Source organism: Comamonas sp. GW821-FHT11H03, assembly GCF_058807955.1.
Genome location: NZ_JBXARF010000004.1, coordinates 262,621 through 284,065 on the forward strand (window position 1 = coordinate 262,621; position 21,445 = coordinate 284,065).

General features: G+C 60.5%; 21 protein-coding genes. 12 read left to right on the forward strand and 9 right to left on the reverse strand.

Going from position 1 to position 21,445, the window contains the following annotated elements:
* Positions 1 to 202: 202 nt before the first annotated feature.
* Positions 203 to 1,063 carry a hypothetical protein gene (locus AC1RTQ_RS11705; RefSeq protein WP_492875884.1) on the forward strand — a complete coding sequence of 287 codons (861 nt, stop codon included), beginning with the start codon at positions 203 to 205 and terminating at the stop codon, positions 1,061 to 1,063.
* A 376-nt stretch (positions 1,064 to 1,439) separates the two neighbouring features.
* Here the strand turns inward: AC1RTQ_RS11705 and AC1RTQ_RS11710 are convergent, their stop codons facing one another.
* Entirely contained in the window at positions 1,440 to 1,859 is a 420-nt protein-coding gene (locus tag AC1RTQ_RS11710) for a hypothetical protein (RefSeq protein ID WP_492875886.1), read from the reverse strand.
* Between AC1RTQ_RS11710 and AC1RTQ_RS11715 the strand changes: the two genes are divergently transcribed.
* The 3 genes from AC1RTQ_RS11715 to AC1RTQ_RS11725 all read left to right on the forward strand — a co-directional run bounded on the left by AC1RTQ_RS11715 (position 1,844) and on the right by AC1RTQ_RS11725 (position 3,406).
* On the forward strand, positions 1,844 to 2,191 hold the full coding sequence (locus tag AC1RTQ_RS11715) for a PRC-barrel domain-containing protein (protein ID WP_492875888.1): 348 nt from the start codon (positions 1,844 to 1,846) through the stop codon (positions 2,189 to 2,191). The genes AC1RTQ_RS11710 and AC1RTQ_RS11715 overlap by 16 nt on opposite strands.
* A gap of 522 nt (positions 2,192 to 2,713) precedes the next feature.
* Complete coding sequence (locus AC1RTQ_RS11720; RefSeq protein WP_492875890.1) at positions 2,714 to 2,962, forward strand: hypothetical protein; 249 nt, start codon at positions 2,714 to 2,716, stop codon at positions 2,960 to 2,962.
* A gap of 249 nt (positions 2,963 to 3,211) precedes the next feature.
* A complete protein-coding gene (locus tag AC1RTQ_RS11725) occupies positions 3,212 to 3,406 on the forward strand; it encodes a hypothetical protein (RefSeq protein ID WP_012838825.1) in 195 nt (64 codons plus the stop codon).
* Between the two features lie 267 nt (positions 3,407 to 3,673).
* Here the strand turns inward: AC1RTQ_RS11725 and AC1RTQ_RS11730 are convergent, their stop codons facing one another.
* Together AC1RTQ_RS11730 and AC1RTQ_RS11735 are read right to left on the reverse strand one after the other, a co-directional pair.
* Positions 3,674 to 4,054, reverse strand: coding sequence for a cupin domain-containing protein (locus AC1RTQ_RS11730; RefSeq protein WP_492875892.1), 381 nt, complete (start codon positions 4,052 to 4,054; stop codon positions 3,674 to 3,676).
* A 570-nt stretch (positions 4,055 to 4,624) separates the two neighbouring features.
* Entirely contained in the window at positions 4,625 to 4,870 is a 246-nt protein-coding gene (locus AC1RTQ_RS11735; protein WP_304352195.1) for a putative hemolysin, read from the reverse strand.
* A gap of 320 nt (positions 4,871 to 5,190) precedes the next feature.
* On the opposite strand from AC1RTQ_RS11735, the gene AC1RTQ_RS11740 reads away from it, so the two are divergent.
* Together AC1RTQ_RS11740 and AC1RTQ_RS11745 are read left to right on the forward strand one after the other, a co-directional pair.
* Positions 5,191 to 6,408, forward strand: coding sequence for a GGDEF domain-containing protein (locus tag AC1RTQ_RS11740; protein ID WP_492875894.1), 1,218 nt, complete (start codon positions 5,191 to 5,193; stop codon positions 6,406 to 6,408).
* Positions 6,409 to 6,570: 162 nt separating this feature from the next.
* A complete protein-coding gene (locus tag AC1RTQ_RS11745) occupies positions 6,571 to 7,350 on the forward strand; it encodes a YoaK family protein (protein WP_087082417.1) in 780 nt (259 codons plus the stop codon).
* 14 nt (positions 7,351 to 7,364) lie between these two features.
* Here the strand turns inward: AC1RTQ_RS11745 and AC1RTQ_RS11750 are convergent, their stop codons facing one another.
* Positions 7,365 to 8,531 (reverse strand): GGDEF domain-containing protein, encoded by a 1,167-nt coding sequence (locus AC1RTQ_RS11750; protein ID WP_492875897.1) that lies wholly within the window; start codon positions 8,529 to 8,531, stop codon positions 7,365 to 7,367.
* A gap of 935 nt (positions 8,532 to 9,466) precedes the next feature.
* Here AC1RTQ_RS11750 and AC1RTQ_RS11755 point away from each other — a divergent pair.
* Complete coding sequence (locus tag AC1RTQ_RS11755; RefSeq protein WP_302090245.1) at positions 9,467 to 10,486, forward strand: D-2-hydroxyacid dehydrogenase family protein; 1,020 nt, start codon at positions 9,467 to 9,469, stop codon at positions 10,484 to 10,486.
* Between the two features lie 17 nt (positions 10,487 to 10,503).
* Here the strand turns inward: AC1RTQ_RS11755 and AC1RTQ_RS11760 are convergent, their stop codons facing one another.
* From AC1RTQ_RS11760 to AC1RTQ_RS11770, 3 genes are read right to left on the reverse strand one after another with little or no spacing between them, the layout of a single operon-like run.
* Positions 10,504 to 11,310: a hypothetical protein gene (locus tag AC1RTQ_RS11760; protein ID WP_492875899.1), complete on the reverse strand. Its 807-nt coding sequence runs from the start codon at positions 11,308 to 11,310 to the stop codon at positions 10,504 to 10,506.
* A gap of 3 nt (positions 11,311 to 11,313) precedes the next feature.
* The gene (locus tag AC1RTQ_RS11765; protein ID WP_302090243.1) at positions 11,314 to 11,745 is read right to left on the reverse strand and encodes a DNA polymerase III subunit chi; all 432 of its coding nucleotides are present in this window, start codon (positions 11,743 to 11,745) and stop codon (positions 11,314 to 11,316) included.
* Between the two features lie 52 nt (positions 11,746 to 11,797).
* Entirely contained in the window at positions 11,798 to 13,342 is a 1,545-nt protein-coding gene (locus tag AC1RTQ_RS11770; RefSeq protein ID WP_492875902.1) for a leucyl aminopeptidase, read from the reverse strand.
* Positions 13,343 to 13,365: 23 nt separating this feature from the next.
* Between AC1RTQ_RS11770 and lptF the strand changes: the two genes are divergently transcribed.
* The 5 genes from lptF to AC1RTQ_RS11795 are packed head-to-tail and all read left to right on the forward strand — an operon-like array spanning position 13,366 to position 18,214.
* Positions 13,366 to 14,475 carry an LPS export ABC transporter permease LptF gene (lptF, locus tag AC1RTQ_RS11775; RefSeq protein ID WP_492875904.1) on the forward strand — a complete coding sequence of 370 codons (1,110 nt, stop codon included), beginning with the start codon at positions 13,366 to 13,368 and terminating at the stop codon, positions 14,473 to 14,475.
* Entirely contained in the window at positions 14,472 to 15,575 is a 1,104-nt protein-coding gene (gene lptG, locus AC1RTQ_RS11780) for an LPS export ABC transporter permease LptG (RefSeq protein ID WP_492875906.1), read from the forward strand. Before lptF ends, lptG begins: the two co-directional genes overlap by 4 nt.
* A gap of 3 nt (positions 15,576 to 15,578) precedes the next feature.
* Positions 15,579 to 16,007: a sirohydrochlorin chelatase gene (locus AC1RTQ_RS11785; RefSeq protein ID WP_492875908.1), complete on the forward strand. Its 429-nt coding sequence runs from the start codon at positions 15,579 to 15,581 to the stop codon at positions 16,005 to 16,007.
* 58 nt (positions 16,008 to 16,065) lie between these two features.
* The gene (locus tag AC1RTQ_RS11790; protein ID WP_302090238.1) at positions 16,066 to 17,007 is read left to right on the forward strand and encodes a CysB family HTH-type transcriptional regulator; all 942 of its coding nucleotides are present in this window, start codon (positions 16,066 to 16,068) and stop codon (positions 17,005 to 17,007) included.
* Positions 17,008 to 17,047: 40 nt separating this feature from the next.
* Entirely contained in the window at positions 17,048 to 18,214 is a 1,167-nt protein-coding gene (locus tag AC1RTQ_RS11795) for a pyridoxal phosphate-dependent aminotransferase (RefSeq protein ID WP_492875910.1), read from the forward strand.
* 116 nt (positions 18,215 to 18,330) lie between these two features.
* On the opposite strand, the gene AC1RTQ_RS11800 is transcribed toward AC1RTQ_RS11795, so the two are convergent.
* Both AC1RTQ_RS11800 and soxB read right to left on the reverse strand, forming a co-directional pair.
* Positions 18,331 to 19,440, reverse strand: a complete 1,110-nt coding sequence (locus AC1RTQ_RS11800; RefSeq protein WP_492875912.1) for a YeeE/YedE family protein — start codon at positions 19,438 to 19,440, stop codon at positions 18,331 to 18,333.
* A gap of 96 nt (positions 19,441 to 19,536) precedes the next feature.
* On the reverse strand, positions 19,537 to 21,270 hold the full coding sequence (gene soxB / locus AC1RTQ_RS11805) for a thiosulfohydrolase SoxB (RefSeq protein WP_492875914.1): 1,734 nt from the start codon (positions 21,268 to 21,270) through the stop codon (positions 19,537 to 19,539).
* Positions 21,271 to 21,445 lie beyond the last annotated feature (175 nt).

Sequence of the window (21,445 nt, forward strand, 5' to 3'; positions counted from 1 at the left end):
TTCGGCGCATGGAGTCTCCTCAACCACCGAGGGAGCAGAACCTGAAAACGCGCTCGAAACATCACCACAGAGCAGCCAGGGGCGTGCGCACTCATTGCTGCAGTCTGCCTTTCTTTGCTCCGTCAAGCGCCCGCGCCGGGCGACAACGTCAAAGCCGCACCAACTGAGCAAAACAAGAAATCCGACAGGCCACGAGGCGTCAATGAATCGCACCGAATTTCTGCAACAGCCCGAAGTCATTGGCTTTACCGACTGGCTTGCAGCCATACTCCCCCAGCGACAGATTCAGTTGAACATTCGCTCTTCCAGCTACGTACCCAAGGGTTTGACAGCCACCACCCGTTTTGCCGATCTGGTACCTCGCCACTACCGCTGGCGAGCGACCGGCCTGGCAACGGGCGACTGGGCCGAGTCGTGCATCAAGACAAGCGCTCTTTCTGCCAAACTGCGCGCTGCCGTGCAGGCCGACGATGCGGCAGCCACCCTGGCCGCCTGTAGCGATGTGCTGGACTGGAGCGGCGAGCGCAACCCCAAAGAAGGCGCGCGGCCCTTTCTTGTGGGCCTTGGCACGAACATCAGCCACTACATTGCCCAGACCCACCAGGAAATGGCGCTGGGCTCGGCCAGCCTGCGCGCCGGCTTTCCGACCGTGCGGCTCATGAACTCCATGCTCACCAAGGTGCACGCCCTTTATTCGGCCGAAGGCTTGCCCATCTATGACTCACGGGTCAGCGCCGCAGCGGCTGCTCTGGTGGAGTTCTGGCGCCGTAGCAGCAGCACGCCCCACCTGCCCGATACGCTGAGCTTCCCGCTGGCAGGCGGCAGCCAGAAGCCCCAGCACAAACTGGCTTGCCTCTTTGACCTGCCACCGTCGCCGGGCACCCTGCGCTACACCAGCCAAAGCACACCCCAGCGCTGGGCCAGCGCCAAGGTGCGACTGGCCTGGGTAATGGCCGAGACCCTGCGCAAGGCCCCCAGCCTGTTTTCAGGCCAGCCCGATCAAATGCGCGCCATGGAAGCTTCACTCTTCATGGTGGGTTACGACCTGAACTGCCTGGCCTGAACAGAAAAACCCCAGCCAACCAGTAACTGCGGGGGCTTTTCTCCGCACCCAGGAATCTGGATCAAATAGGCCTGCAGCGCCTATCCATCAAACGCCGCAGGCTATCAAAACGGCTAGCGCTGGGAAAAGCCAATGGGGCCTGTCGAATACGGACAAGGGCAAAGCGGCAAGGCTGACTGCAATCACGGCAGCGCCCTTCACCAAAGCATGAGACCAGCCGGTGGACCCGATTCAGGGTGCTGCGGTTGGCTCGACTTGCATCAGGGCGGCAGAAACCGCAACCCTGAATGGGCCCGGAGCCCACCACATCCTGCTGCGTGTCCTGATGAATACTGTGAGGAATATCGAGAGTTCCGCCTCAAACGTAAACCAAATGCTACGTAATGGCCGTGAACTCACAAAATTCAGCGTTGCGCCACGTTCTCCTACAGAAGGGTTTTCCATGACTCGGCGACCATGCACCCACAGCAAGCCAACCCGGTTTGCTGGTCACCAACCTGAAGGAGTGAAGGACATGACGCAACAAGCGAACCAGCAGCACCGCCCCAGCCAACAGGACAAGCAGCAACAGCAGCAGCAAAACCCTGGGCAACGCCAACCAGGCCAGAGCACCAGTCAGCCCGGCCAGCAGCAACAGCAAACCCCAGGACAGCAGAAGAACCCTGCTCAGCAACAGCAGCCAGGGCAGCAGCACAAAACGCCTCAGCAGTGAAAGAGAGCGCCTCAGCGCTGGCCCACCTTGCCAGCGTTGTTCTGTACCACGCAAAGAAAGGAGCAGGAATGCAATTAAGCTCACCTGTCATCTCATCAGATCGTGTCAACGGCACCAACGTCTACAACCCCAACGGCGACAAGCTGGGAGCTATCGACTCACTGATGATCGACAAGCTCACCGGCAAGATTCGATATGCAGTGATGCAGTTTGGCGGTTTCCTGGGCATAGGCTCAGATCTCTACCCACTACCCTGGGATAGCCTCAAATACGAACCCAGCCAAGGTGGGTACGTGGTCTCTGTTACCAGGGAGCGGCTTGAAAACGCCCCTCACTACAAGGGAGGCACCTTGCCCGAGTACACCAACGACTACGGCCGCCGGGTCTATGACCACTACGGCGTGCCCTTTGTCTAACCTCCGCACGCAGCCAGACATGCGCTAGTGCCCATACTCAAGAAGAACCGCAGGCCGGTCAATGCCGGCCGCCAACCAGTCGAAGTTCAGCCCACCTCACGGTCGGCTTTTTTTTCGCGGAGATTTTCAAATGTAGCCTCCTGGCCCCGCGGGCCTTAAGCGCGACCTCTCCCCGCAGGGTCAAGCGGGGCCATCTGGTGTGATTGCTCCTGGTACAAGGTATTGCTCAAAATCGAGGCCTGAAATACGCTTTGCCAATACCGTAGTGCACAAGCTGTGAGCTGCACTCTGAGCGGTCACACCAGATGGTGACGTTACCCATCGCTTTCTGCCGAGCCTGAGGATCTCTACCCTCCCTCCGCTTCCCCAGGCACGCCGCAAGGCATCGGCCTTTACACGCAAGCCCACCCGCCAACGCCGGTGGGCTTTTTCTTTGCCAGCGGGCATTCAGTGCAGCCACGCAACACATGGGGTCGAGGTCTGTTGACGCGTTATACAGGGCAAATTTAAACTACTGTACAAATGAACAGCACTGATAAAAATAACAGTAAAATTCAAAGCAACAGCTTGCTGCGCCAGAGCGCGAAGCGCATTCACTCCATACCTTTGTTGATTTCGCCTGCTCTCAAGAGCGCTGGCCTTTTTTATCTGCCCCCGCCCATTCAGCGGGCCCGCTTCTCGCCAAAAGGAGACTCCATGCTGTATAGCACCGTTCCTCAACCCGTTGATGAAGACCTCGTGCAGCGCCTGCGCGAGAAGGGAGGCCTGTGAAATGGCCACACATCCCCACCGTCGCGCTCGCGCTGCTCCTCACAGTCCTGCTTTTGATCGCCCCGGCCTTGGAACAAGGCTACTGACCGCCGCGCAATGGGGCCTCACCCTGCTGGGGATCTTTTGCCTCATCGGCGTGGCCGTCGTCATTGCCTCCACCCCACAAGCCTGGCCGCTGTAAACGGTCAACCTCATCGATTTTGATAGCTACAGGCGTTTTCCTGACAAGCGCCAGACCGGAGAAATATCATGGAAAAGATCATCGAATCCCTGATCCTCGTCGCCGCCATCTTCATGGGCGTACTGTGGCTTGCCACCCCCAACGCCCAAGCGGATGAACCCACCGCACTTACCAAATCCGTGCGCGACGAATTCGCCTGCCCGGGCATGCACGCCGAATGGCTGGACGCCCACACCGTCCAGTGCCTGCGCGAAAAGCCCTGATCTGCCGCTACGCCCCCATTTCCCCGTGAACAGCCCATGTCCCATCGACACCGTGTGCCAATAGCTGCAGCACCGCAACAGCCGACGCAGTCAGCGCAGCACACTGCCGACGGCTATTGAAAGCAAGACAGCTAGTTCAATCCAGACGATGCCATCACTAGCAGCACACTTTCAAATGCAGATAGGGCAAGCGCAACGGGATCACCAATTCAGAAGCTCGGAAGCGCCCTCCAAGCAGACAAGCACCCGCAAGCACTTGCACGAGCATTATTCGGAAGGTTTTGCGTAGACCTCTGCACTTAGCACCTCAAGGCCGACAAAGGGTTCATTCCCCTCGACCCAGGCGTCATGACCGGGTGGGATGGCGTAGGACTGCCCTGCGCTGAGCGTTTTCTGAGAGCCATCCTGCATTTGAACGGTGAGCTTTCCCGAAACGACGTGCCCCACATGCGAGAGTTGGCAGTAGTCGGTCTTCACCACGGGCTTGATGCATTCGGACCAGCGCCATCCGGGCTCAAAGTTGAACCGCCCAATCGTGTAGCCCTGAAGCTTTACGAGCTCCACGCGAGTTTTGCTAGGTGTGCGCAGTTCATCGGGCTCGCTGTGCGATTTGACTTCTAGCTTCTCAACGCTGACTGGAGTGGCCATGATTTTCTCCTTCATAAGAGCTGCACCTCGAGCCCCCAAGGAATTCTTCAGGTATAGCTGGTGAGCCGAAGGACAGATGAAAAAACTTATCACTACGTCATTCGCATGGCATTGCCAGGAGCGCTTATCAGTTACCAATTGCTGCATGCGGCACGGCACCGCCTGCGCCGCCCTATCCACTGATGACAGCAAAAAGCATGCTTTGACATACAGGGGGCCAACGCGACCCATCTAAAGCGCCACAAGTTCGCACACATTTTTCAGATTTGCATACAGCAAGCAGATCGAATGCAGCTGCACCAAGAACGGCATGACTTCTTTGCGCAGACCCAAGACGGCGCGGTGCTGACTGTTTTGGGCACAGCCAATGCCTTACAAATTGGTCAAGCGGGCTGAACTGTCCAGATCCCGCCCACCCAGCCTGCGCAGTGTGGATTTGTTTGTTTTCTATTCACGCAGACGCGATGGGTCACGCCGCCCCTTGACCTCAGGGAGGGACATGCCGCGTCATCCACCGCGCACCAGGCACCTGCTGGCACTTGAGCCCCCAATGTGAAGACTACGGCTCGATTACTTTGCAGGGTGGTCGCGGCGGAATAGCTCCCACTCGTCGATTTCCATGCCGTTGGGCAGCACGCATATGCCGCGCTCTGCGGCAGTTGTCTTCTCGATGCGGGTCTTGCCGCCCAGCTTGGCGCAGTACACCGATGCTGGGTTGGCCATGCCGATCACAGGCGCAGCGGGCTGAGGCTGGGCGCAACCGCTGATGGCAAGCGCAGAAAGTACTGCGCTGGTGGTTCCAAGTGCTTTTTTCATGGACTCAATGTAGCAAATGCCGCCTTTTTCAATTGAGCCGCCCAAACTCCTGATTTGCATCAATCCCTCGTTTCCTTCATCCATAGGGACCAAGGGTTGGCACCGACGATGCTGGCGGCACTCTGTCAGCCAATGTCACTTTTAGTTATTTCACCTCCAAAAAAAGGAAAAGTGAACTGTCAGAAATCGCAAGAAGTTGTTAATTTCTGATCCGGTAGATGAGCGGCTGACACATTAATGGCCGCCTTGGCATTTAGATTTGACTAGAGATATGGCCAGTCTGGCCTGTCTGTTGGTGATCACTAGCAGAAGGGCTGTGTATGCATACGAGCAACGACCACATCTTTGTGTTGATGCCATCTCTGTCCCTGCTCTTCTTGGCCGGCCTGCTGGGAGTGTGCTGGGTGACCCAGCCCAAGCAACGCTTTCTGCTCTGGCTGTGCGCCGCTTTCCTGCTAACAGCAATGTCCATCAGCATTCGCAGCGTGCTGAAGTTTGAAGTCCTCAATCACTATGTGGTTCTCGTCAACGCACTGTTTCTGGCGGGAGCTTGGTGTTTTTCCAAGAGCTTTTCAGAGCGTCGGCGTGTGCCCACATATCCGCTTGCAGCCCTTGCCCTGTGTGCCGCAACGCTGGCCTCGCTCTACTACTTCGCCAACGTGGCACAGAACCCGGTGGGTCGGCTGCACACATTCGGTTTAGGCGTAGCACTGATGCTCTTGCTGCCAGTGCCAGCAGTTCTCAAACGAGGCCTCACCAACGATTGGCTGGATAGGACTTTGCTGTGGTCCTATCTGTCTTATGCAGTCTTTACCATGCTGCGCCCAACGCTGGTCGCGACTTTCGCGCACAATGGTCTCGGCGATGCCATGGATGCCAACTCAACCTATTGGCTGACAACGCTGATGAGTATTTTGCTTTTTGCCTTGCTCTTCACGGTTTTAGTCTGTGCAGTCACCATCAGGGACACAGTCCGTCAACTGCGCACTGAACGCGACCTGGATGCTTTGACCCAGATACTGAATCGCCGCGCATTCAGGGAAGCCGCACAGCATCGCCTGACCGACCAGCGCCTGTATCCCATGGCGCTTCTGGCCAGCGATATTGATCACTTCAAACGCATCAACGACAACTGGGGGCATGACAAAGGTGACGAGGTCTTGCAGCTTGTCGCCGCAGCGATGCAGCACAATGTGCGCAGCAATGATCTGGTTGCGCGCTTCGGCGGTGAAGAGTTTATGGTTCTGCTGACCAAGATCGATTTGCAAGGAGCCGAGCAAGTCGCCAAGCGCATTGGACTGGAGTTGAGAAATGACCAGGAGGTATTGCCGAACGGGCCAGCCCTGACACTGAGCTTTGGCATCACTTCAATCAGCAATGCGGAGCAGCTTGAAGGTGCACTGAGACAAGCCGACCAGTTGCTGTACAGCGCCAAAAATGCTGGCCGAGACCGCGTTCATGTGGAAGGCCGCTCTTACCCGGACATCAGCTTTGAACACACCGTACCGGCAGACCACCCCATGGCCTTGTCGATGTGAGCCGGTGAAATCGCTGACCAATGCGCTGACCAATGCCATCACGCACCAGGCAGCTCACGTATCCAAGTTGGCCCACAATGGTTCCTGCATGGTCGCTGGCAAACCAATTTGTCAGCATTGATGTACCCCGTCATGGGTGCACTTTTGTCAGTGGAATCTTTGATGCGCAGACTTCGCCATCTCACCAATCGGCATCGCACGCCGTCCACCAATATCGCCCTGGGTCTGCTGCTGGCCTTTAACGCGGGCGCGGTCAACGCTGGCGGCTTTCTTGTGCTGCGGATGTATACCTCGCACATGACGGGCTTCGCCTCTCAACTGGCTGACGGCCTGGTGCTTGAGAACGCCAAGCTGCTGCTGAATGCGCTTGGTGCCATCATCGCCTTTACAACTGGCGCGGCCGTCTGCGCGTTGCTGGTGAATTGGGGACGCAAACGCCACCTGTACAGCGTCTATGCCCTGCCGCTGATGCTGGAGGCCGTCATGCTGATTGCCTTCGGCCTGATGGGCACAGTCACCTTGACCTGGAACACCCCCTTCGCAGTGCCGCTGACCGTGCTGCTGCTGTCCTTCATGATGGGTTTGCAGAATGCCGTGGGCTCCAAGACGTCCGGCGGCAGCACTCGCACCACGCACATGACCGGCAATTTCACGGATCTGGGCATGGAACTGGGCAAGATGTTTTTCTGGAAGCGCCACGCCAACGCCGGCCTGCAACTATCGCCCCTGGTTCGGCATGACTGGCGCCGTATGAAGGTGTCCGCAGGGCTGATCTTGATGTTTGTGCTGGGCGGCATTACCGGTGCACTGGGCTTCAAGCATATTGGCTTCATCTGCGTGGTTCCACTGGCCGCTCTTTTGCTTGTACTGTCCGTACCGCCATTTATGCGCGACGCAGCGCAGTCCGCCGAGCGGCCGTCACTGTTTAGCAAGAAGAGCTGAGTGGATCCGGCATCTCACGCCGCTGCCGCAACGCCCCCGGCTCCATGCACGACGACCTGATCGCGCCCGAGCTCCTTGGCCTTGTAGAGTTGCTGATCAGCGCGCATTACGGCTTCGCGCAGATCACTGCCGAATGTGTTGACCACGATACCCATGCTCAAGGTCACACGCTGGCCATCGGGCAATGGCGCAATGATCTCGACCGCACCTGCACGAATACGCTGCGCCACACGTTGTGCAGTCTCAATGTCGGCATGGGTCAACAGCAGCACGAATTCTTCGCCTCCAAAGCGAGCCACCAGGTCGCTACCACGGACACTTGCCTGTACGACCTCCGCGACGGCCTTGAGTACTCCGTCGCCATACTCGTGCCCCCAACTGTCGTTGACCCGCTTGAAGTGATCCAGATCCGCCACCACGATGGAAATCGGCTGCGCTTTTCGATCCCTGACCAGCGGGTCTGCAAACTCCCAGAAGCCACGACGATTCAACACGCCAGTGAGCATGTCGTGATTGCGCTCGTCTCTGAGTGTGGCCATTGCATCCCTCATCGACACGATGAGCATGAGGCCCGAGAACACCAGGCTGAACAATAGCGAGCCCAGCATGGTGACCAGCCAGTAAATGGAGCTGAGCATGTCCTGGAGCTCAGTGAATCCAAGGACCAGCACCATGATGGGCCTGAGCACTGTATAGATCGCAAAGGCCCCGTATGACCGGTAGAGCAGCTTCTCCAGCCCGTCACGTCTGACTTTTTTCAGCGCGATGGCAGGAAACGGTATGAAATGAATGATGCCAAGCCCCGTGTTCAGCCAGAGCACGCGCGCTGCAATGTTGTCCTGCACGATGCTGTACTCGTAAAGAGCAGCAACCACGATGATCGATACCAGGGCCGAGACCTTGGGATATGAGGAGACGGCAAATTTCTGAGCGACGCCCCAGGTACAGAGCCAAGCACCAAACAGATAGATGGGGCCGGTGTAAACAGCCCACCGAACCAGCTGTCCGTGAGGTGTCAGGCATTGCCACCCCAAGGCAAGCCCCGTAAGCGTCAACCCACAAGCTGTCGATAGCAAAAACACGGAACGACGCTGTGCAAGCCAGCAAAAAGCCATGAGTGCGCCCAATGCAGTTATGCATACTGGCGCGACCAACAAGTAGAGCTGCAAATTGCTAGGCATGAATTGGCGGATCAAAAAAGCTCGTTCACGCGGCAACGCAATTGTGGTGACCCATGCTCTGAGACCCAGAAGGTGGAGTCCATTTGCTAAGTGGACTGATAAGCACCTGAATGTTAGCAATTGTGCCGAGAACCCTGCAAATCTCCTCCGAAACACATTGGTTTCCCTGGATCGTCACGAGTCCGTCAAGAAGCAGCAACTCGCAGCCGCCCTCACCCTTAGCACTCGCCCCCGGCCCCGTCTTTGAGCGGGCTTTTTTATGACTGAATCAAAGATGCACCTCCCAGGCAATACCTCCCAGAATCATCGCCAAAGAAGTCGCTGCTCAACTGATGGACCTGTTCTGGAAGACCTTTGAGCGCCTTGAACGGCAAAACAGACAACCTGCCCCAGCCTCGGAAAATCAGTGCGGAACGCTGGCTGGCGATCTTGACGCATGGGTGAGCAAGCACCCGTTGTCTCGATTGCAGTCGCCAGAAAACACCGGCGCCCAAAAAGCCTCTGCGCAGTCACACAGCATCTGCTTCCCCCACCTGCTCTGGAGGGTTTGGGATACATCAGTGAAACAGGTACTCGGCCAAGTGCCGAACTTGGCCTGTCGCATACGCCCGCCTACCTAGTACTTATACCTACAACCCCAATTTTTAGCTGACGCAACAGCCTCCAGTCGCAACCCGGGACAACCATGAATCACAATAGGATTCTCATCGAACAGAGCTTTTGCGGCATGGGCATCAAGACACCTGCAAATTCCTTGGGCCTGCGTAGCTTTCAACACCTGCGCCAAACCTACGCTAAGCTCTGGAGTGTGTAGGGTGCGCATAGAGAATCTGGTGGCGTCGATTTGGCGTTAGTTTTCACAGAAGCAATCCTAAGCCTTTGATCGCATTGAATTTCATTCAATAAACTCAGCCACTTATTTAAGGATTCCAGTGGTGAACATCGTTATCCTGGACGATTACCAAGACGCGGTTCGCAAGCTCGATTGCGCCAAGCTGCTCGATGCCTTCAACGCAAAGGTCTATACCAACACCATCAAGGGCGTGGGTCAGCTCTCGGTTCGACTGCGCGACGCGGATGTCATCGTCCTGATTCGCGAACGCACCCAGATCTCGCGGCAGCTGCTCGATAAACTGCCCAGGCTCAAGCTGATTGCCCAGACGGGCAAGGCTGGCGCCCATATCGATGTGCAGGCCTGCACCGAACGTGGCGTGGCGGTTGCAGAGGGCGTGGGCTCTCCCATTGCTCCGGCAGAACTGACCTGGTCGCTGATCATGTCGGCCATGCGCCGTCTGCCGCAGTACATCTCCAATCTCAAGCATGGTGCATGGCAGCAGTCCGGACTCAAGGCAGCCTCCATGCCGCCCAACTTCGGACTGGGCAGCGTGCTGCGCGGACGCATTCTGGGTATCTGGGGCTACGGCCGCATCGGGCAGCTGGTGGCGGGCTATGGCAAGGCCTTTGGCATGCAGGTCTGTGTTTGGGGCAGCGAGGCCTCGCGTCACAAGGCCGAGGCCGATGGCTATCTGAGTGCCCCGTCCAAAGAAGCTTTTTTTGAACAATGCGATGTGCTGTCGCTGCATCTGCGTCTGAACGACGCGACGCGCGGCATTGTGACGGCACAGGAGCTGGCACGAATGAAACCGACCGCCCTGTTCGTCAATACCTCGCGCGCCGAACTGGTGGAGCCCGAAGCACTGCTCTGTGCCCTGAACCGTGGCCGCCCGGGACTGGCCGCGATCGATGTATTCGAAAGCGAGCCGATCTTGCAAGGCCATGCCCTGCTCCGTCTGGAGAACTGCATCTGCACGCCCCATATCGGCTACGTGGAGCAGGACAGCTATGAGCTGTATTTCCGTGCGGCGTTCGAGAACGTGGTGAACTTTGCCAACGGCCAGCCAAGCAACATCCTGAATCCTGAAGTTTTCAGCGGCCCACTGCGTTTGAACCGCTAACCGCCACAGCTCGGCAACTACTGCCGGGCTTGCAGCGCCAGCTCGGCCTCCACGGCCTCGTAGACCGATTGGCGCACCACGGTCTCCACCTCTTCACGCAGGCGAAGCACCATGGATCGGGTCTGTGCTTCCACAACCTGAGCTATTGCTTCCTTGAGCTTGTGCTCCAGAACCAGATCGACCCGCTGCATCAGCCGGTGGACCAGATATTCTTCGGTCACCACGGCACCGTGTGCATCCAGCGCCTGCTGCAGGCCGGCTGCCTCGAAGACCGGGTCGGGTTCAACGGCCTGCACCACATCCTGTGCCTGGACGAGCGGCTCGGCGGCTTCCTCATGGAAGGGCTCAGGCCCGGGCTGAAGCTCTTCATCCTGGGCTTGGCCGGCATCCGTAATGGATGGCTGCTCCGCTTGGTCTGCCAGCGCAAATGCTTCCACGAGCTCGGCAGTTGCCGACTCAGGCTCAGGCTCCACCTGCACGGCCGCTCTTGCTTCCTCCGCCTCCGCAGCCATGCTTTGCGCAAATGACTGCTGCGGCGGCAAGGATTCCGGCAAGGGGGGCAGCTGATGCGGAATACCTGCAGGCCGGCCTCGGCCGTAGAGACCATCCGCCAGCCATGAGGTATGAAACGACGGCCGCGCCAGAGGGACAACGCTGTCTCCCAGCGTCTGCGGGCCTAGCACCTGCTGTGCAACTGCCTGAGACTGCTCCGGCTGCGCCGACTGAGCGCTGTCTGCCGCATCTTCGGGCGCGGCAGCTTCGGACTGGACCACCTCGGTCAGCGTAGGGACGAAGCGTGGCGGAACTTTGGATGAGGAGTTCATGACCTAGCCCTTGAGATTCAGATCGTGCCGGACAATGGAAAAACCACGCGCTGCATAGTCGCGCCAGCGGGCACGCGCATCCTGGCGATCCATCTCATCGCCGGAAGAAACGATTTCCACCACACGCTCGAAGCGCTCAAACCCCGAGGGCACCTGCGGCGTGAGATTGACCAGCACATCGCAATGGGGCAAGTCCTGCAGGTGTTCGGCCAGGATGACGGGAGAAGCAGCAAGCATCTGTGCTCCATCCGACTCGAAAGCATGGGCCAGAAAATCCGTGGCCGAGACGCTCCACAAACGGGGCGAAAGCCGGCTCAGCGCAGCGCCATCTCCCAGAACCACGATGCGCGCACCATGACGCAAAGCCTTGCGCGCGAAGCGACACACATAGCCCAGCTTGTCCGGTGCGTTGAAATGAAAGGCAATTTCTGTCACAGCTGTTGGCGGCAGCAGCAGTCCGAAACCGGGCTGCTCCTGCCGGCTTTCCTTAAGTCGAAGCCTTGGCTGTCACGCGCGTGCGGCGCGAGGCCGCAGGCTTGCGCGACGCAGAGGTCTTGGCCGTCGCGGGTGCAGCGGCTGCCTTGCCTTGCTGGCCCAGCAGATATTGCACCAGCAGACCCACGGGGCGACCGGTGGCACCCTTGGCGGCACCGCTCTTCCAGGCAGTACCGGCGATATCCAGATGCGCCCAGGGAATATCGCCCACGAATTTCTGCAGGAACTTGGCAGCCGTCACCGCACCTGCGGCGCGCCCTGCCACGTTGCCCATGTCCGCAAAATTGCTCTTGAGGCCATCGGCGTACTCCTCGTCCAGAGGCATGCGCCAGCAAGGATCGAGCGCCATATCGCCAGCGGTCTGCAACGCGGCTGCCAGCTCGTCGCTGCTCGAGAACAGGCCGCTGCGCAAACCGCCCAGAGCTATGACGCAAGCGCCAGTCAGCGTGGCCATATCGACCAGCGCAGAGGGCTTGAAGCGCGCTGCGTAATGCAGCACATCGCACAGCACCAGGCGGCCTTCTGCGTCCGTGTTGAGGATCTCGATGGTCTGGCCGCTCATGCTGGTCACCACATCGCCGGGCTTGACGGCTGCACCGTCGGGCATGTTCTCGCATGCGGGGATCAGGCCTACGACATTGATGGCCGGCTGCAGCTTGGCCAGCGCCTGGAACACGCCCAGCACGCTGGCAGCGCCGCCCATGTCGAACTTCATCTCGTCCATCTCGGCTGCAGGCTTGAGCGAGATGCCGCCGGTGTCAAAAGTGATGCCCTTGCCCACCAGCACGATGGGGGCCACATTCTTGGCCGCACCGTTGTAGTGCAGTTCGATGAAGCGCAGGGGCTCGCGCGAGCCCTGGGCCACCGCCATGAAGGCGCCCATGCCCAGCTTGGCCACCTCGGCAGGGCCGTGGATCTTGCAGCTCATGCGTGCAGCCTTGGCAATGCTCTTGGCAGCATTGGCCAGCAAGGTGGGCGTTGCATGGTTGGCCGGGCGGTTGGCCCATTCGCGGGCCGTGTTCACGCCCTCCTGCTGCGCGACGGCAGTATTGAAAGCAGCGGTAACAGCAGCCGTCTTGGACGATACGCCCAGCACGAGCTTGGTCAGCGCAATGGGCTTGGCCTGGGATTTGGTGTGGGTATAGAGGTAGGTTGCATCGGCCACTGCCTGCACGGCAGCCGCTACAGCCTGGACATCGGCATCAAAGGCGAAGCTCACCACGGCCTTGGCAATGCCTTCGGTCTTGAGCACCGCGCCGCAGCCGGCCAAGGCATTGCGCACATCCTTGGCAGTACCCGCACCCACGCCCAGCAGCACCACACGGCGTGCGGCAATGGCGGGCACTTGGTACAAAGGCAATTGCTTGCCGCAAGACAGGGCAAAATCACCCTGCTTCACCGCATGAGCCACCATGGCTCCGATGGCGTCGCTGCCGAATGTGCCCGATGCGGCCTGTTCAGAAACCAGCACCAACAGCAGATCACATTTTTCACGCGCTGCAGCGGCAGCGGTCAGAGCCTTCAGTTCAAAGTTCATAATCGGTGTTTTCCTTTTAGCCAATGTTATTCGATTCATCCATACGCAAAGAGCTGGCCCGCAGCTTTGGTGCAACGGCCGTGGTTCTGATCACTGTGGTGATGACCATGATGCTGATCCGCACCCTGGGTCAAGCTTACAAGGGCAGTGTCAGCCCTTCCGACGTGATGCTGGTCATGGGTTTCACCGTGCTCGGACAACTCCCGACCATTCTGGGCCTGAGTCTGTTTGTCGCCATTGTGGGATCTCTTTCCCGCATGTACCGCGACAGCGAGATGGTCATCTGGTTTGCGGCCGGCCAGGGTCTGGCCAGCCTGCTCAAGCCTCTGCTGCGCTTTGCCTGGCCGGTGATTCTCATCACGGCAGTCCTGGCTCTGGGCGTGCTGCCCTGGTCCTATCAGCAAATCGAGCAGATCAAGACCCAGTTCCAGCAGCGCAGCGACTTGGATCGCATCGCCCCCGGCGAGTTCCAGGAATCGGCGGGCGGCACACGCGTGTTCTTCGTCGACAAGGATTCCCCTTCGGATATGGCTGCCAGCAACGTCTTCGTGGTCTCGCGTGACCCGGGCAAGGAGTCCGTGACCTCGGCCAAGGGCGCGCATCTGGCCGTCATCAAGGGCCAGCGCATGGTGATTCTGGAGGACGGCCAGCGCATGGAGACACGCAGCGAAGACGGCTCGGTGCGCATCACCGAGTTCAAGGAATACGGTGTGCAGATCGACAACGACAACCCCGTGACCATGGAGGAGATGGCGGCGCGCAGCATGCCCACCAAGGACTTGATCGGCATGGATGAGCCGATTGCCCGCTCCGTGCTGGCATGGCGTCTGGGCCTGCCCTTTGCCGCGCTGAATTTTGTCATTCTGGGCCTGGCCATCTCCAGCGTGAACCCGCGTGCGGGCAATAGCAGCAGCCTGATGATCGCCCTCTTCGCCTTTATCGTTTACTACAACCTCATGACCCTGGGCGAGAGCTGGGTCAGCGCCAACAAGATAGGCATGTGGGGTCTGCTGGGCCTGCTGCACGGCAGCATCCTCACGGTCAGCGTGCTGGTGCTGCTGGCGCGCCACTTCCGCTGGTCGCCGCGCGATCTGCTGCAGCGCTCGGGTGTCCGCAAGGAGGCCGCACGATGAAAGTCCTGCGCAACCTGATCTATCGCGAAGTCATACAGGCCGTCCTGTATGTCTCGCTGGCCTTTCTGGCGCTGTTCTTCTTCTTTGACCTGGTCGATGAAATGCGCTGGGTGGGCAGCGGCAATGCCGGCTACACCGCTACGCGTGCCCTGCTGTTTGTGGCCCTGTCCATTCCGGGCCACCTCTACGAGCTGATGCCGATTGCCGTGCTGATCGGCGCCATCTTCGTGATGGCCAAGTTCGCCCAGAGCTCGGAGTTCACCATCATGCGCACCAGCGGCATGGGCCCCTGGCTGGCATTGCGCACGCTGCTGATTCTGGGCATGAGCTTTGTGCTGCTCACCGTGCTGGTGGGTGACTATATTGCCCCTGCTGCCGACAGCTTCAGCCAGAAACTGCGCGTAATCAGCAAGGGCCAGATCTCCCTGGGCGCCACCGGCGCCTGGCTCAAGGAAAAGCAGGGCGATCACTCTGTGGCCATCAATGTCGGGGCCGTCAAAAGCCCTGGCGATTTCGTCAATGTGCGCATCTTCGAGTTCGACAGCAAGGGCCGCATCGCCGCGCAGATCAACGCTCAATCAGCCCAGGTCGATGAAGACCAGGAACAGTGGACGTTGAATGGCGTGCAAGGCAGCAAGGTCGCTCAAGACGGCGATGTCACCAAGCTCAGCCCAATCAGGGAAGCCAGCATGAACTGGCCCACCAAGGTCACTGCGGCCATGGTCTCGGGCGCGCTGCTCAAGCCCGATCGCATGACCACGATTGCACTTTTCCAGTTCATACGCCATCTGCAGGACAACGGCCAGGCGGCGCAGAAGTACGAAATCGAGTTCTGGCGCAAGGTCTTCTACCCGCTGAGCTGCCTGGTGATGGTGGTTCTCGCTCTGCCTTTTGCCTATCTGCATTTCCGCTCGGGCGGTATCACGGCCTATGTGTTTGGCGGGGTGATGGCAGGCATCAGCTTTTTCCTGCTCAACAACGTGTTCGGCTATATCGGCACCCTGCAATCCTGGTGGCCCTGGCTGGCCGCCGCAGCGCCGGGCCTGCTCTACACCGCGCTATCGCTCTCGGCCTTTGCCTGGCTGGTACTGAGGCGCTAGACCATGAACGACAAACAAGCTAATTTTCCTGCCCCATCCGGCCTGATCCTGCTGGCCCATGGCTCCAGAGACGCGCTCTGGCGCCAGCCCATAGAGGCCGTGCATCAAACGGTTCAGGCCATGCAGCCCAGCCTGCCCTGCATCTGCGCCTATCTGGACGCCTGCGCCCCGGATCTGCCTGCCGCCACTCAGACCCTGATTGCCCAAGGCGTCAAACATCTGATCGTGCTGCCGCTGTTCCTCGGTACCGGCAAACATGCACGCGAGGACATTCCGCGCCTGCTGGACGAATTGCGCCAGCAGCATCCCGACTGCCGGTTCGATCTGCAGACTGCGGCCGGTGAGAATCCGCGCGTCACGTCCCTGCTGGCGCAGCTGGCGCTAGAGGCGGCAGCCGGCACCGAAGCGTTCAAACATACAGATTTCAAATAAAAAATAGCTTCTTTAGATATTTGAAGCATAATGATGCGAGTTCTTAGTCCATGCCGTCATGAACCTGCATCAATTCCGCTTCGTTCAGGAAGCCGCCCGCCGCAATCTCAACCTCACCGAGGCGGCCAAGGCCCTGCACACCTCCCAGCCTGGAGTCTCCAAAGCCATCATCGAGCTTGAGGAAGAGCTGGGCATCGATATCTTTGCACGCCACGGCAAGCGCCTCAAGCGCATCACCGAGCCGGGCCAGGAAGTCCTCAAGAGCATAGAGCTGATCATGCGCGAGGTGGGCAACCTCAAGCGCATCGGCGAGCAATACAGCGCCCAGGACAGCGGCACGCTGAGCATCGCCACCACCCACACCCAGGCCCGCTATGTGCTGCCGCCCGCCGTGGCACGCCTGCGCGAGCTCTACCCCAAAGTCACCATCAGCCTGCACCAGGCCACGCCTGCCGAAGTTGCGCGCATGGTGATCGATGAAGTGGCCGAGATCGGCATGGCCACCGAATCGCTGGCTGACTACCCTGATCTGGTGACCCTGCCCTGCTACGAATGGCAGCATGTGCTGGTCATTCCCACGGGCCACCCGCTGGCGCAGAAAGAGCGCATCACGCTGGAGGACATCGCCCAGGAGGCCCTGATCACCTACCACCCGTCCTTTACCGGACGCGGCAAGATCGACCATGCCTTCGAGATGCGTCGCCTGCACCCGCATATCGTGCTGGAGGCCATCGATGCCGACGTGATCAAGACCTATGTGCGCCTGGGCCTGGGCATTGGCATCGTGGCCGAGATGGCCATGCGCGACGACCCCGTCAATGACCTGGTGGTGCGCCCCGTCGGCCATCTGTTCGGCGCCAGCGTGGCCCGTGTGGCCATCAAGCGCGGCGCATACTTGCGCAACTTCGTCTACCGGTTTGCCGAGTTGCTCAGCGACCGACTCTCGCGCGACCTCATCATGCGCGCCATGAACGGCAGCGTGGACGACTTCGGGCTCTGATCCGGCCCGCCCTAAGGGCTGGTGCCTGCGCACCCGGCCCATGCATTGCATGACTATTGTGACTCCCCACTTCCCCAGCAAGCTGCCCAATGTGGGCACCACCATTTTCACCGTCATGTCGGCGCTGGCCGCCGAGCACAAGGCCGTCAATCTGGGCCAGGGCTTCCCCGACTTCGGTTGCGACCCAAAGCTGCTCGACGCTGTCAACGACGCCATGCGCGCCGGTCACAACCAGTACCCGCCCATGGCGGGCTGGCCCGCGCTGCGCGAAGCCGTGGCGGCCAAGATCGAAACGCTGCACGGTCGCCGCTATGACGCGGGCAGCGAGATCACCATCACCGCCGGCGCCACTCAGGCCATTCTCACCGCCATCCTGGCCACCGTGCATGCGGGCGACGAAGTCATCGTGCTCGACCCCTGCTACGACAGCTATGTGCCCAATATCGAGATGGCCGGCGGCGTGGCCGTGCGGGTGCCGCTGACGCCCGGCAGCTTCCGCCCCGACTTTGCCGCGATTGCGGCCGCCATCACGCCGCGCACGCGCCTGCTGATCATCAACAGCCCGCACAACCCCAGCGCCACCATCTGGAGCGATGCGGAAATGCGCCAGCTCGAAGCCCTGCTGGCACCCACCAATGTGCTGCTGATCAGCGACGAGGTCTATGAGCACATGGTCTTCGACGGCGCCCAGCATCTGAGCAGCGCCCGCTACCCGGGCCTGGCCGAGCGCGCCTTCATCGTCTCCAGCTTTGGCAAGACCTACCATGTCACGGGCTGGAAGGTGGGCACCGTGGCCGCGCCCGCCGCCCTCAGCGCCGAATTCCGCAAGGTGCACCAGTTCAATGTGTTCACCGTGAACACGCCCATGCAGGCGGGCCTGGCGCAGTACATGCAGGACCCCGCGCCCTATCTGGAGCTGTCTGCCTTCTACCAGGCCAAGCGCGATCTGTTCCTCGGCGGCCTGCAGGGCTCGCGCCTGAAGCTGCTGCCCACGGCCGGCACGTATTTCCTCTGCGCCGACATCTCCTCGGTCTCGGATCTCGACGAGGCCGAGTTCTGCCAGTGGCTGGTCCGGGAAATCGGCGTGGCCGCGATTCCGCTGTCGGCCTTCTACGGCGACGGCTTCGATCAGCGTGTGGTGCGTTTTTGCTTTGCCAAGAAGGACGAAACCCTGATCGAAGCAGCCGCGCGTCTGCGCAAGCTCTGACACGCTGCAACCGATAAAAAAGGAGCGCCTACCGCGCTCCTTTTCTCGTTCTCAGCATGTTTTCATGCTGAATCTGTTTATTAACAAGCGCAAGCAGCTATCAAATTTACAGGGCTTCATGCCGTCTCTGCCAGATGGCGCAGCATCAGCACCGCCCCCAGCACAATGCCGGCCAGCGCCACAAAGCTGCCCAGGCTGAGCATGGAGATCGCGCTGATGCCCTGGCCCACGGTGCAGCCCATGGCCGTCACCCCGCCCACGCCCATCAGCAGCCCGCCCAGCAAGTGACGGGCCAGGTCCCGGCGGTCGGCAAAGCCCTGCCACTGGAAGTCCCTGCGCCACAGCGCATGGACAAAGCTGCCCAGGACCACGCCTGCCACCGAGGCAATGCCCCAGCTCAGCACCTTGTTGCGATCGCTGAAGAACATCAGCCAGTCCAGCGTGTGCGCCACCGGCGTGACAAAGCTGAAGGCCTCGATACGGCCGCTGTAGGTCGCGGCATAGACCTGCTCCAGCGTCTCGGGGTGCTCGGCCACCAGCGCCAGATGGCCGCTGAGCCACCAGGCCGCCGTCACGCACAGGCCCACCAGCAGCCCGCCCAGCAGCACGAGCCGGCTGCGCTCGGCACCGGGCCGGGGATCGAAGGCCAGCAGCAGCAGCAAGGCCCCCAGGCCCAGACCCAGCACGCCGCGCAGCAGCGTCAAGGGCCAGGCCATATGGCCGGCCAGCCACTCGGGCAACAGGGCCGGGCCCGCGAATTCAAGATGCACGCTGTCCAGCCAGCGCACCCGCGCCACGGCGGTGATGCCCTTGAGCGTGGCAAAGGCGGCCACGCCCATGACCAGCAGCACCACCAGCGCCTTGAGGCTGCCGCTGCCCAGCCGGGTCAGATTCCTGGCCCCGCAACCCGATGCCAGCACCATGCCTGCGCCAAACAGCAACCCTCCGGCCAGGGCCGACAGCCACAGCAAGCGGCGGCTGGCATACAGGGCATCGCCCACCTGCAACTGGCCCCACAGCGCCAGCGCCGTGAAGCCCAGCATGCTCACGGCGATGGCCATGCACCACTGGCGCGCCCGCCCCCAGTCCTGCAGATAGACCACATCGCTGATGGCGCCCACGGTGCAAAAGCGGGTCTCGCGCATCACGAAGCCCAGCATGGCGGCCAGCAACAAAATGGCCACCAGAACGGTGGCCGTCAGGGAATCAAACTCGGCAAGACTCATGCGGGCATTGGACGGCGCGGCCCGGCTTCAAGGCAATGGCATATACCCCAGCCCGCGCGCTAACGCTGTCTTAATCGGCTTTCCCATCGACTTTCATCAGGCCCTAGCCAGCCCCTGATTGCCGCCGACATTGATCAGTCGGGGCTCGTCGAGCCGGCGCGGCCCCAACGTCTTGCGGTCCTTGAGCCAGGGCTCGACCACCTCCCAGATCTGTTTGTGGCCTGCGCTCTTGGCATCTTCGGCCACGGGAGCCCAGCCGGCCACCTTGTATTTCTTGTCCGCATCCAGCAACTGGCCGTTCAGGCGCATATCGCTGATGCGCCGGCCCGCGCCGGCCACCGGGTCGCACTGGTATTGCAGGCCGCCCACGCGCACCATGTCGCCGCCCTGCTGGTAGTAGGGATCGGGGTTGAAGAGGTTGTCGGCCACGTCTTCGAGCACCGTCTTGATCGTGGCGCCCGTCATCTCGGTCACCGTGGCGTAGGAATAGGTGGTGGCCGTCATGTCCATCAGCCATTCGCGCGTGATGTCCTGCCCGGCCAGCAGCGTTGTCCCCCAGCGAAAGCCCGGCGAGAAGGCAATCGGCGCATTCTGCACCTCCATCATGGCGTCCAGCAGCAACTGGTCGCCTGTGCCGTTGAAGTTGCCTCGGCGGTACAGCGTGCCATCGGTGCGCGCCAGCACTTCGCCCAGCCGGCTTTCATAGGGCGCACGCACCCGCGTGATCAGCGCCTGCATCTGGGTATCGGCGGGGAGGATGTTGGCGAACACCGGCAGCAGGCGGTACTGGAAGCCGCGCACCTGGCCGTCCCTGACATCGAAGTCCAGCACTCCGAGAAACTTGCCGTTGGAGCCCGCGTTGGTGACAATGGTCTTGCCCCCCGCGTTCTGCACCAGCGTGGGAACAGGCATGCCGTCATGCGTGTGCCCGCCCAAAATGGCATCTATGCCGCGCACGCGGCCGGCCATCTTGAGGTCCACGTCCATGCCGTTGTGCGAGAGCACGACCACCACCTTGGCCCCCTTGGCGCGCACCTCGTCCACCATCTTCTGTAGATTGTCGTCCTGGATGCCGAAGCTCCAGTCCGCCACCATGTATCGCGGATTGGCGATCGGTGTGTACGGAAAGGCCTGGCCGATGATGGCCACGGGCACGCCGTTGATCTCGCGAATCACATAGGGCTTGAACACCGGATCGCCGAAATCGGCCGTCTTGACGTTTTGCGCCACAAAGTCGAGCTGCGTGCCGAAGTCCTTGTCGATGATCTCCTGCACGCGCTGCATGCCGTAGGTGAACTCCCAGTGGCCCGTCATCACGTCCACGCCCAGCAGCTTGCAGGCATCCACCATGTCCTGGGCATTGGTCCACAGCGAAGTGGCCGAGCCCTGCCAGGTATCGCCGCCGTCCAGCAGCAGCGCACCCGGGCGCGAGGCGCGCATGCGCTTGACCAGCGTGGACAGATGGGCAAACCCGCCCACCTTGCCGTAGCGCCTGGCCGCAGCCTCGAAGTCCAGATAGCTGAATGCATGGGCCGAAGCCGTGCCGGGCTTGATGCCCACGGAGCGCAGCAGATGCTCGCCCACCAGATGCGGGCGCTGGTTCTTCATCGCAGCGATGCCGAGATTGACGCTGGGCTCGCGAAAGTGCACCGGATTGAGCTGGGCATGACAGTCCGTCATATGCAGCAGGGACACATTGCCGAACGGTGCCACCTCATACAAGGCCTTGTCGGCCAGCGACTGATCGGCGTAGGCATAGCGCTGCAAGCCCATGCCCGAGACACTGGCTGCCGCCAGCACTTGCAGAAATTCGCGTTTGGAAAGACTCATGCTGATATCCGTTGGTGCCTGTGCAAGCCAGGAATCAAGCACGGGCATTTCTACCCTGCCTGATCCGAATTTGCACAAGCTGTGTCCGTAATGCTGCGCGCCGCAACTGCTTGGCAAACGCCAGACAGGGCACTCCATAGCGAAGGGTCATCCCCTCTCGAATTGCGAAGCAACG